The 6,130-nt window shown below is 53.1% G+C and carries 6 protein-coding genes; 2 read left to right on the top strand and 4 right to left on the bottom strand.

The features are described from left to right. From ETC02_RS15960 to ETC02_RS15950, 3 genes are all read right to left on the bottom strand, one after another. Positions 1-343 (bottom strand): IS110 family transposase (locus tag ETC02_RS15960; protein WP_171698416.1); only part of this gene is annotated, 343 nt, incomplete at its 3' end. Between the two features lie 356 nt (positions 344-699). Further along, positions 700-1,962, bottom strand: a complete 1,263-nt coding sequence (locus ETC02_RS15955) for a two-component system sensor histidine kinase NtrB (RefSeq protein ID WP_033012220.1) — start codon at positions 1,960-1,962, stop codon at positions 700-702. Positions 1,963-2,098: 136 nt separating this feature from the next. After that, positions 2,099-3,268, bottom strand: coding sequence for an alanyl-tRNA editing protein (locus ETC02_RS15950; RefSeq protein ID WP_033012219.1), 1,170 nt, complete (start codon positions 3,266-3,268; stop codon positions 2,099-2,101). Between the two features lie 404 nt (positions 3,269-3,672). Between ETC02_RS15950 and ilvA the strand changes: the two genes are divergently transcribed. Next, a complete protein-coding gene (gene ilvA / locus ETC02_RS15945) occupies positions 3,673-4,881 on the top strand; it encodes a threonine ammonia-lyase (protein WP_171698415.1) in 1,209 nt (402 codons plus the stop codon). A gap of 165 nt (positions 4,882-5,046) precedes the next feature. Here ilvA and ETC02_RS15940 read toward each other — a convergent pair whose 3' ends face one another. Beyond that, entirely contained in the window at positions 5,047-5,304 is a 258-nt protein-coding gene (locus ETC02_RS15940) for a DUF6154 family protein (RefSeq protein WP_015374743.1), read from the bottom strand. 167 nt (positions 5,305-5,471) lie between these two features. On the opposite strand from ETC02_RS15940, the gene ETC02_RS15935 reads away from it, so the two are divergent. Beyond that, on the top strand, positions 5,472-6,008 hold the full coding sequence (locus ETC02_RS15935) for a hypothetical protein (protein WP_253264175.1): 537 nt from the start codon (positions 5,472-5,474) through the stop codon (positions 6,006-6,008). Positions 6,009-6,130: the final 122 nt, after the last annotated feature.

Raw genomic sequence — 6,130 nt, 5'->3', positions numbered from 1 at the left:
CAACGAGTCCATGGCGGAGCAGCTTGGCGATCCACTCGGCGTCAGAGACATCGGTTTTTCTTCCCGGGACATTTTTGATCCGCTGCGGATTGGCCAGTGTCAAGTCGACATAGCCCTCGAGGAAGGCGAAGACCGGTTTCCAATACACGCCGGTGGATTCCATGGCGACATGGGTGACGCCATGTTCTTCGAGCCACTCGAGCAGGTCACCAAGCCCCTTTGAGAACGTGGAGAAGGTTTGGATCTCCTTTTGAATCTTTCCCTCTTCTTCCCATAGCGCGCAGGCGACGATGGTTTCGGCATGAACGTCCAATCCTGCGCAGCGGGGATAGATGACATCCATGATGAAACGCCTCCTTTTCGATGATGGAGTGCGCAAACAGTGAATCCACGGGAGACATGCGGCAGTTTTCCGTTCGTCGTCACCTTTCCTCTGTCACAGGAAAGGGCGGACAATGGGTGGTGCACCCAGTGGATTCAAACACTTTTCCGTACAGGGTCCAAGCCACCATTAAGTATAACGTCCTGTTAAACTGTTTGCGCCTATTCTTCATTATGGGAAGAAAAGGGGGATTTTCATCCCTGGGTGGAGGGCAAACCATTGCCCATGGATCTTTTCCATGATAAAGTGACACATTGTTCTAAATCATCAACCTCATCGTTTCCGAAGCCGGGATGGCCTCCCTCTTCGAAAGCAATTTACGACGAAAGAAACGGCGGTTGGCTGCAAAGCGGAAATTCGATCAAAAAACAAGTGCCGCGTGCATCGCTTTGCACTTTCATCGTCCCGCGATGCAGTTCGACGATTTTTTTCGATAACGACAGGCCGAGCCCAGTTCCCGTTTCCTTCGTTGAAAAAAACGGATCGAAAACATGGTCGATGACCGACGGCGGAATGCCGGGCCCATCGTCGCAGAAGCGAAGCTGGACGATATGGTTCACTTTCCGGCTGCTCACCGTGACATTCATCGTTTTGGCCACTTTGGCTTCCACAGCGTTGCGGAATAAGTTTAAAAACACTTGCAAAAGCTGGCGGCGGTCGCCGCTCATTTCGTAATCGTCCAGTTGTTCGTCGAGGTCAAAATGGACGTTCACACTGTGCAGCAACGCCTCGCTCTGCAGCAGAACGCCGACATCGTCGCGCAAAAAACGGTGCAGCCGGAACGTTTCCATCTTCACGTCCGCCGGCTTGGCGATGTTTAAAAAGTCGGTGATGATGCCGTTTGCCCGGTCAAGCTCAGGAATGAGCAGGCGTTCGACGAGCGAGGCGATCCGGTCTGGCAGCTCGGTTTTGAGCAGCTGCAAATAGCCGCGCACCGTCGTCAGCGGATTGCGGATTTCATGGGCGATGCCGGCGGCGATGCGGCCGGCGACGGCGAGCTTTTCCGTTTCTTTCATCATATTGAGCGACTGAAACATACTGATGACTCGTTTGATCGATCCGTCATCGTTGTAAATAAAACGGGTGTTGACGATGCCGTAAAATCGGTCGAGCACCTCGTGATTGTAGAGCGGCTCGCCTTTTTCAAGCGATTCGAGCGTTGCGATCAGCTCGTCAGGGAGCTTCAGCAGCTCGCGAATATGTTTGCCGATGATGGCGTCGCGCTCGACGCCCGTGTCAATGGCCGCCTGCAAATTGCAAAGCGTGATGATCCCTTTGTCGTCGACAAAAACGATATGGTGCGGCACGAGATCGAGCAACGGCGTCAAAAAGGCTTCCACTTTTTCAAACGGTACGTCGTGATACAAGTCAATATCCCACTGCCATTTGGCTTCCTTTTCAAGGGACGGCGGAATGGTGCGAAGGTGCGGCCGGACGTCGCCGCGCTTTTTTTCGATGGCGATTCCACTTTCGTAATCGGCAAAGGTGAACGGAAACGGAAGCGTTTCGATGAGCCGCTCATAAGCGCGCAGCTTTCGTTCGAGCTCTTCGATTTGCGATTGTACGAGTCGATCGTTCATCTCTTCAAACTCCTTAGCTGCACATTTCGTTTTTCATTTTACAAAAACCGCTCTCCGTCGGCTATGGCGGACATCGCATCGATCCGACGGGAGGACGAAACGAATCGAAGCAACCGGGCGGTGCGGGCAGGGGCCGTCAATCGATGCCTGCCGTTTCCACGCGGGAAAGGAACTGGCTAAGCGCCTCAAGGGACGGAAAAGCAGCTTGCCCCTGCCGCTCGTTGCCGCCCCCTTTGCCGCCAAACAGGGCGGCTTGTTCTTTCAGCCAGTTCCCTGCATGGAGCAAGGAAGACGGTGCTTTGGCGATCACGGCGCGCCAATCGGAGGTGGAGGCGAGAAGCGCGGTTTTGCCATAACGGTCGGCGATCAGACGGGCGATCATTTGCAGTTCTTTTGCCCCATATTGGTCGTAACGGCCAATCACTGCACGTCCTGATTCGGCGGCGGCCCGTTCGGCTTCGACGGCAAAGACGATTGCCTCGTATTGGCGCAGCCGTTTTTCCCATTCTTTTTTCTCTTGTTCCCATTTTGCGATCACGTCGAGCAGCTGATCGCGGCTTGTCCCGAACCGACCTGCTGCCGCCTGCACGACGCGGTGGGTTTGCTGGTAGTCGGCAAGCGCCCGGCCGCCGCAAAGAAAGGAAAGACGCGTCATGCCGCGATGGCGCTCTGCTTTCAGCAATTTGATCACGCCGATTTCGCCCGTGCGTTTCACATGGGTGCCGCAGCACGCCGACAAATCGATCCCTTTCATCTCGACAACACGGACAGAACCTTGGACATCGGGACGCTTGCGAAACGGCATCCGTTCTGCTTCTTCCGGCGTCACCCAATACGTCTCGACCGGGAGATTCGCGTAAATGAGTTCGTTGGCCCGGTTTTCCACTGCCAGCATGTCTGCTTCCGTCAGCGCACCCGCCGTGATGTCGATTGTGACGACCTCGCGCCCAAGGTGAAAACCGACTGTTTCGGCGCCGAGCTGTTCAACGAGTACAGCGGATAATAAATGTTGGCCGCTATGCTGTTGTGTATGATCGCGGCGCCGTTTCCTATCAAGGACGCATGAAACGGCGCCCATTCCCGGGTGGGCAGGAAGGCGGTGATACACTTCCCCGTTTTCGTCAAACACATCGAGCACCGGCAAGCCGGCGATCGTGCCGGCGTCAGACGGTTGGCCGCCGCCTTCCGGGTAAAACGCTGTTTCCGCCAAGGTGACAATGTATGTTTCGCCGTCTTGGCGGACGCTTGTCACCGTTGTCGTCCACACGTCAACATCCGGCGCCGTATAGTACAACTTTTCCGTCACAACCGTTTCATCCTTTCGTCTTCCGAATGCTTTTCTTTCATATTAGCAAATTCCCTCGCGTTTGCCTATCGCCGATCTTTTTGGCCGCTTTTTCCCGTTGGCAATTGGCTATATCTATAGAACAATGTTCTAAATAAACAGTATTCACAAAAGAAAAAGAACAGACCGTAGACAGCTCTTCCTCTAGAAACACTCTGATGTTTTGGGACAAGTCCAACGTTCAAACGGTTTGACAAAGGAAGCGGGTTGCAGCGATGTTTGTTGAACATGATTTCACGCAACAAAACTATATGCTAAAAATAATCCAAAACCAACTAGCAACATTTGTCGGCGGCGAAATGCTTTGTATATAATAAAACGGAGCGAAAACGAACCGATCGCCGATCAGAAAGGGTGGTTTGATGATGTTGACGTTAACAGACATTGAACAAGCGCGAGCGAAAATGAAAGGCATCGTCCATCAAACGCCGCTTGAGCATTCGCAAACGTTCAGCCGGCTGTCTGGCAATGATGTATATATGAAACTCGAAAATTTGCAAAAAACGGGCTCGTTTAAAGTAAGAGGTTCATTCAATAAAATTATGTCGCTCACGGAAGAAGAAAGGGCGCGAGGCGTCATCGCCGCCTCGGCCGGCAACCACGCCCAAGGGGTCGCCTACGCAAGCGGCATGCTTCATATTCCGTGCACGATCGTCATGCCAAAAGGCGCGCCGCTCAGCAAAATTGAAGCGACGAAAAGCTACGGGGCGGAAGTCGTGCTGTACGGCGATGTGTTTGACGAGTCTTTGGAATATGCGTTAGAGTTGCAGCGTGAACGGGGGATGACGTTTGTTCATCCGTTTGACGACTTGGCGGTGATGGCTGGCCAAGGGACGATCGGCTTGGAGCTGATCGAACAGCTTCCCGACGTCGATGTCGTTCTTTGTCCGGTCGGCGGCGGCGGCTTGTTGGCCGGCCTGGCGTTTACGTTAAAACAGCTGAAGCCATCGGTTGAAGTGTACGGCGTTGAGTCATCGGCTTGCCCAGGCATGACGGCGGCCATACGCCATAAACAGCCCGTCTCCATTGCCGCATCGAATACGATCGCCGATGGGATTGCCGTGAAAAAGCCGGGCAATATTACGTACCAATACATTGAGCAATACGTCGATGGCGTTGTATGCGTGGAAGAGGCGGAAATTTCGCGGACGATGCTGTATGTGCTCGAGCGGAACAAGCTGTTGATCGAAGGGGCGGCAGCTTGTCCGCTGGCGGCATTGTTGTATCAAAAGCTGCCGTTTCGCGGCAAAAAAGTCGCCGCCATTTTAAGCGGCGGCAACGTCGATGTGACGCTCATTTCCCGCATCATCGAGCGGGGGCTCGTCGAAGCCGGGCGATTCGTTACGTTTACAACGGTCATCTCCGACAAGCCGGGCCAGTTGAACAAGCTGCTGCGCATTATTGCGGAGCTTGAGGCAAACGTGATGTCGATTCATCATCAGCGCATCGGCGCCAAAGTGCTGCCAGGTCAGGCGGAAATTCACTTTTCGCTCGAGACAAAAAACGAAGACCACATTCAGCAAATCTACCAAGTGTTGTTGAAAGAAGGCTATGATGTACAGTTTTACCGATGAGCGCGCGTGGGAAAACGGTTTGTGTTTCGCCACTGTCTGTTAAGCAAACAGTGGAAAAGCCGTCTTCGAAATCATGTTCACAGGGCTGCCACATGAATACGAAACCATCATTTGCCCAACATAGCGGCTGTTCCTTATGACATGGGGGACAGCTGTTTTGTTTTGTCAATGCACGCGCGGCGCATCTTGCGGCCGCGTCGCGCCGAGGCCTTCGCGGGCCATTTTCGCTTTCAAGCTTTCCAGGACATACAAACCGAACATGCCAAGCAGCTCTTCATCAGTCATCTCACCGATCAGCTTGAGCACATCGCGGCGGTCGAGTTCATCCAAAATCGACATCGCCACCGCTTCGGCGTCTTCTTCATCTCCGGTCAGTCGATCTTTATAGTATTCGTACAGATCGTCAGTAAACTTCATCGGCATCGTCGCCTCGCTTTTTTGAGAGCGGGCTTCCTCCTTTCTTTGCAGTTGGCCGATGCAGACTTAGGGGCATCGGCAGTCCTCTCGGTTTGACGCCACAAATGCCATTGGCAACAGGGATGATTCATAGTATAATGGAAAAAATATCATTCGAAAAGCGGGGGAATTCTATGATTCGCCGGTTAACGGCCGAAGACGATCAACAAGTATTTTCGTTTTTGCGGCAAGATCCGTCGTTCAATTTATTTATCATCGGCGATATTGAGTCGTTTGGCTATGACGCCGATTTCCAAGACGTTTGGGGGCAGTTTGACGATGCCGGCTCGCTGAAGGCGGTGCTGCTCCGTTATTACGATTCCTACATTCCGTACGCGCCCGGCGATTTTGATGCCGATGGCTTTGCTCGTCTCATCCGCGAGACAGCCCAATCATCGTCCATCCAGCTGTCTGGCAAGGCGGACATTGCCAGGCAGTTCGAAGAGCGGCTGCCGCTTGGGACGAAGCGAACGCTTTACTTTTGCGAGTGTCGGACGGATGAATACGCCCGCCAAGAAATGGGGGCGTTCGCCGTCAAAAAAGCCGAGTTGGCCGATGTCGACCGGATTCTCGACTTGCGGCGCCGCATTGCCGAATTTGAAACGAGGCCGTCGTCCCGCGATATGCTAGTGAAAGGGATGGAAACCAATTCAGCTAGAACGTACTCCTGAATCCGTGATGGTTGGAAATCAACTTTGATTTTGGTGTTAGTTCTATGGATATATGATCCATACATCCCTTTTTTTGATGATTCCCTGCACCACTTTCATGTTTGAAAACGAGATAAATCCTC

The organism is Geobacillus sp. DSP4a, assembly GCF_013096875.1.
Classification (GTDB): domain Bacteria; phylum Bacillota; class Bacilli; order Bacillales; family Anoxybacillaceae; genus Geobacillus; species Geobacillus thermophilus.
The sequence above is the reverse complement of the archived record's forward strand: the minus strand, read 5'-3'. Positions and strand labels throughout refer to the sequence as shown.